The following is a 4,729-nucleotide window of genomic DNA, read 5'->3' as shown; positions in this document are numbered from 1 at the left end:
AAGATGCAGGAATTAAAGGAAGAATTTAGAAAGATTTATGAAACCTCAGAGAATCCGACAGAGGGAATGCTATCCATCTCGGAATGGTTGGCAAAATCCTCCAGTGTTTTTACTAAGAGTTGTCAAACAATCCGAAACTGGTTTGGAGAAATAATTAGTTATTTCGAGCGAAGGACAACGAATGGGATGGTCGAGGGAATCAACAATAAACTTAAACTAATAAAACGGAGAGCCTATGGCTTTAGAAACTTTCGGAATTTTTGGGTTAGAAGTATGTTGTCTTGGCATCTTGTATGTTGATTTAGCATAAAGAGTAACGAAGAGCCGCGATCGCTGTTAAACTGGCGATATCGCTATTGAGGACGCGAACTGGCAAAGACTGTCTTTCTTTCAGAAATCGGCCGTGTAGCTCACCGCCAAAATGGATAGCATCGGCGGCACTGCCTCCATTACCTGCGACTAATACTTTGTGGTTGTTGCGATAAGCATGGATACATACTTGGCAAATCTCTTGGATTTTCTCTAGATATTTTGTCTCGGTTAGTAGTTTTTTCTTCAGGTTATAAGCTTCTTCCAATTCAGTCTTGATTAAAATTGACAGAGAGGGATCGCTCTGGAAACTATCCAATTTTTTGTTTGATTTTTCCACCATTCGCATAGGTTTGATTTTCCAATTTTTATTAGTTGAATAAATTTAACTCTCAATCATTCTGTCATTACATTGAATAGTATCAAAAGACCAGAATCGCTGTCCATTAATTGGGTACAAAACCCCTAGCATGGTAGAATTGATCACGGGACAAGAACAACAGGCCGATGATAGTTCTAGAGAAACCTAGAGCGATCGAGTCAAAAGAGTGATCTTTTGCCGGTTATTCTCGGAATATACGACAAACGCAGCCAACTCTAGCACAATTTGTTTTGTTTGTAAATAAATTTTTGATGTATTCTGGCTGGGATGGGGGATTTCTGAGCGGGGGATTCAACCTTTGCGAGTCTTGGCCTTTTGTTTGGCTGGACAAAAATGTTAACAATTCCTGACAATACCGCCGATATAATCAAAAGCCCAAAGGCCTGACGGCGTATAATATGCCCTGATTGCTATACTCTGACACCTAGATAGTAAAGAGAAGCAATTTAGCCGAGAAAACTAGCACAAATCGCGACAATCCCTCGAATTTTGTCTGTCCATCGGTTCAAGCTCTCGTCCCTGACAGAAGAACTGAGAATTCTAGTCCCCGACTCGAAAAAGTCCAACATAATGAATCCTTTCCCCGCAATTTCCGTCAATGACGATGACCTAAAATACCCATCTCCGCCATCTCCGGGCAATTCTGACCAGAAAAGCGAAGATAGAGCGAAAAAGAACAAAGCCTTATTTCTCGATCGAGATGGGGTAGTTATTGACTATATCCCCTACCTGAGTAAACCAGAACAGGTGAGCATTCCCGCCGGGGCAGCGGCTGCCTTAAAACAGTGGCAGGATGCCGGCTATCTGCTGATCATCATTACCAATCAATCGGGGATCGCTAGGGGCTATTTCACTTGGGATGATCTAGCGGCGATTCACGGGCGCATGATCGAGGAATACCGACAATTGGGGGTGCATTTTCACGATCTTGCCATCTGCCCGCACCATCCCGACGAAGGTTGTCTGTGCCGCAAACCCTCCCCCTATCTGCTGCTGGCCGCCGCCCACCAATACGGAATCGACTTAGCCGGCTCGTTGTTTATCGGCGATGCGGCCAGTGATCTAGAATGCGCCCTAGAAGCTGGTTGTCAGCCCGTATTGCTCTTAACAGGGCGAGGAAAAGTCACCCTTGGGGAGATCGAGAAATACCCAGTTCAGATTCCTGTATATAGCCAACTAAAGGAAACGGTAGAATTATTGTCAAAAACCGCTGCCGAACCATAATTATGAGAATATTAGTCCTTTTTTGCAATAACTTTCCCTATCCACCTAGTCGCGGGGCAACGGAGGGGAGAACTTTTAACCTGATCAAATGTCTTCATCAAAACCACGATGTCACCCTGTTCGCCCGTCGGGTGGAGAATGTCACGGAAACTCAGATCGAAGAACTCAAAACCTTTACCGATGATCTTGTCTTATTTCCGCCCCGGCAAATTCCCGCTCAAGGCAAGGGACTGACAAAACTAATCGGTCAAACAGGGCGCTTTCTGGAGGGAATAGTACAGATGACCCCTGCTAGTGTTCTTAGTTATCGTTCGCCGCTCATTCAAGAGCGAGTAGATGAATACGTCGAGCAGCAAAAATGTGATGTGATTCTCTGCGCTCAGAGTATCAGCGAGATTTTTGTCCGGCCGGAATACCGTCAGCGAGTCAAAACAGTAGTGGATATTCACAGTTCCGTGTACGGTTGGACACGCAATCATTTAGATAGAGGAGCCTCCGCCTATCCGCTGCGGGATTTTCTCTATCTGCCCTTACTCTATCAGTACGAAAAACGTTACTGTGCCAAGTTTTCGCAATTAGTGGCTACTACCGATTACGATCGCGAACAATTGTTAAAAATCCTCCCGGATGCACGGGTGGATATCGTGCCTAATGGCGTGGATTTAGCCCTGTTTCCCTATCGTCCTCGGGATCCCGGCGGTCATAATTTGGTCTTTGTCGGTGCCATGAGTTCTACCCATAATATCGATGCCGCCCGTTTTTTTGCTTTAGAAGTCTTGCCAGTCATTCAACAGCGATATCCCGCTACCACCTTAACCCTAGTGGGGGCAAACCCGGCACCGGAAGTTCTCGAACTCGCCAAGTATCCCGGTGTGAGCGTGACGGGGACTGTTCCCTCGACAGTGGAATATTTACACCGAGGAACCGTTGGTGTGGTTCCCCTGCGGGTGGGATTGGGAATCAAGACCAAAACCCTAGAATCCATGGCCGCTGGGATTCCGATTGTCGCCAGCGATCGCGGTTTAGAGGGTTTAACGGTGGCAGCCGAGGGAATTGCTCCTAGGGCGTTGCGCGCCAATAGCGTTGCTGAGTACGTTACAGCGATCGCTAGGTTGTTCGATGATCCTTCTGTGCGAGAACAACTGTCCCATAATGGCCGGGCGATGGTGGAATCGGAGTACACCTGGGAGCGAGCGGGACAAAGGTACGAGGAAATTTTGCGGGACTAATATTGTTCTTAACCCCGAAATTTCCCTCGAGACTGTTTGAGAGTTTTACCGCCATAAAAATTGATTTTTTGGAGCCTAATCATGAAAGTTTTAATAGTAGGAAATTACGTCAACGATCGGCAGATCAGTATTAATCGTTTTGTCGGTTTAGTGGAGAAAGGACTCAGACAAAAAGGACACGAAATTCGGCGAGTGCAAGCACAGCCTATTTTCGGTCAACTGAAGCCTTCTCCCCAGGGACTCGGCAAGTGGTTGGGGTATATTGATAAGTTAATTATTTTCCCAGTGCAGTTACGTCAGCAGCTGGATTGGGCCGATATCGTCTGCATTTGTGATCAGGCGTTATCCTATTTAACTCCCTATCTAAAAGATCGCAAATATTTTGTCATCTGTCACGATATGCTGGCCATTCGTTCCGCCCTAGTAGAAATTCCTGAAAATCCCACCAGTTGGACGGGAAAACAGTATCAGGCTATGATTTTGCGAGGACTAAAACAGGCTAAATATGTTGTCTGTTCTTCCGAAGCTACTCGTGCCGATGTTCTCCGTTTAACTAAAATTGCTCCCGAACAAACGGAAGTAATTGAGGATTGCTTGAATCAGGGATACGGTCCGATGACAAAAGAAGCAGCAGTAGCTCTGGTGGGCAAATTTAATATCAACCGTGATTATCCCTGGTTAATTCATGTCGGAGGCGGCCAATGGTATAAAAATCGATTGGGATTGCTGAAAATATTCAAGAGGTTAATCACTTTCCCCGGTCTGGAAAATTGCCGATTGATCCTGATGGGAAAACCTTTGCTGCCGGATATGCGAGAATTTGTTAATCAGAATAACTTGTCCGCACAAGTAATCGAATTAGGAACCGTCTCCGATGAGGATCTCCGCGCCTTTTATTGCCTAGCAACTGCTTTAATTTTTCCCTCCTTTCAGGAAGGATTCGGTGTTCCCGTTATTGAAGCTCAATCCTGTGGTTGTCCCGTCTTTACCTCCAATCGTCTCCCCATGACTGTTATCGCTGATAATGCAGCCGTTTACTTCGATCCCACCGAACACGAGGCCGCCGCTACTATTATTGCAGAAAATCTTCTCGCTCCCGATCGCCTGGAAGATTTGAGGCAAAAAGGTTTTATCAATGCCACTCGCTTTACTTACGAAAGAATGATCCAATCCTACGACCGATTATTGCCAAAATTGTAGTCTAGAGCTTTTTGGCGACTCATTATCCTGCCCACGCGATTTTAAGCGGGGAGGATATGGTTCCGGGGTTCACTTTGGCCCTAGAAATCTTGCTGTAAGAGTGATCGTCCTTTTTTAAATCCTACAGTAATCATTTTTCCATAGCTCCTTTGCTTCCTTGTAGTGTTGTTTAATTGGGGTTGGCTGAATAATGGTAAAAACCTTACAGGAAAGGGCTTTTAGCTTGATTGAGAGCTTCCCAAATGCACTTAAATCTGCTAGAATCGCTCAAAACCCTTGCATCACCCTTGCATCTTCTCTAATTAGTGCTAATGTACCGTAAAAGCGAGTTACCCTCAACCCCACCGGAAAACTTTGAGCTGCCCTTTGAGGGGAAATTATCCCA

At 45.6% G+C, this 4,729-nt stretch carries 4 protein-coding genes and 1 pseudogene; 4 read left to right on the top strand and 1 reads right to left on the bottom strand.

Annotated elements, in window-relative coordinates; genetic code table 11:
• The coding region (locus H6G48_RS09350; protein ID WP_190719961.1) for a transposase at positions 1-300 on the top strand (300 nt) is incomplete at its 5' end.
• 25 nt (positions 301-325) lie between these two features.
• Here the strand turns inward: H6G48_RS09350 and H6G48_RS09345 are convergent.
• Positions 326-658 (bottom strand): annotated as a pseudogene (locus tag H6G48_RS09345) (SIS domain-containing protein); the annotation flags it as partial.
• A gap of 603 nt (positions 659-1,261) precedes the next feature.
• Here H6G48_RS09345 and H6G48_RS09340 point away from each other — a divergent pair.
• The 3 genes from H6G48_RS09340 (at position 1,262) to H6G48_RS09330 (ending at position 4,344) form a co-directional block, all read left to right on the top strand.
• Positions 1,262-1,915, top strand: coding sequence for a D-glycero-alpha-D-manno-heptose-1,7-bisphosphate 7-phosphatase (locus H6G48_RS09340; RefSeq protein ID WP_190721253.1), 654 nt, complete (start codon positions 1,262-1,264; stop codon positions 1,913-1,915).
• 2 nt (positions 1,916-1,917) lie between these two features.
• Complete coding sequence (locus H6G48_RS09335; protein ID WP_190721251.1) at positions 1,918-3,144, top strand: glycosyltransferase family 4 protein; 1,227 nt, start codon at positions 1,918-1,920, stop codon at positions 3,142-3,144.
• Positions 3,145-3,225: 81 nt separating this feature from the next.
• A complete protein-coding gene (locus H6G48_RS09330; protein WP_190721249.1) occupies positions 3,226-4,344 on the top strand; it encodes a glycosyltransferase family 4 protein in 1,119 nt (372 codons plus the stop codon).
• The last annotated feature ends 385 nt before the right edge of the window (positions 4,345-4,729 follow it).

The organism is Microcystis flos-aquae FACHB-1344, assembly GCF_014698375.1.
GTDB lineage: Bacteria > Cyanobacteriota > Cyanobacteriia > Cyanobacteriales > Microcystaceae > Microcystis > Microcystis aeruginosa.
Note: the sequence above shows the minus strand (reverse complement) of the source record. Positions and strands in the feature narration are given on the sequence as shown.

Excerpts from the sequence above, each read along its gene's own strand:
- H6G48_RS09340 (WP_190721253.1), top strand. The coding sequence starts at position 1,262 with ATGAATCCTTTCCCCGCAATTTCCGTCAATGACGATGACCTAAAATAC.
- H6G48_RS09335 (WP_190721251.1), top strand. The coding sequence starts at position 1,918 with ATGAGAATATTAGTCCTTTTTTGCAATAACTTTCCCTATCCACCTAGT.
- H6G48_RS09330 (WP_190721249.1), top strand. The coding sequence starts at position 3,226 with ATGAAAGTTTTAATAGTAGGAAATTACGTCAACGATCGGCAGATCAGT.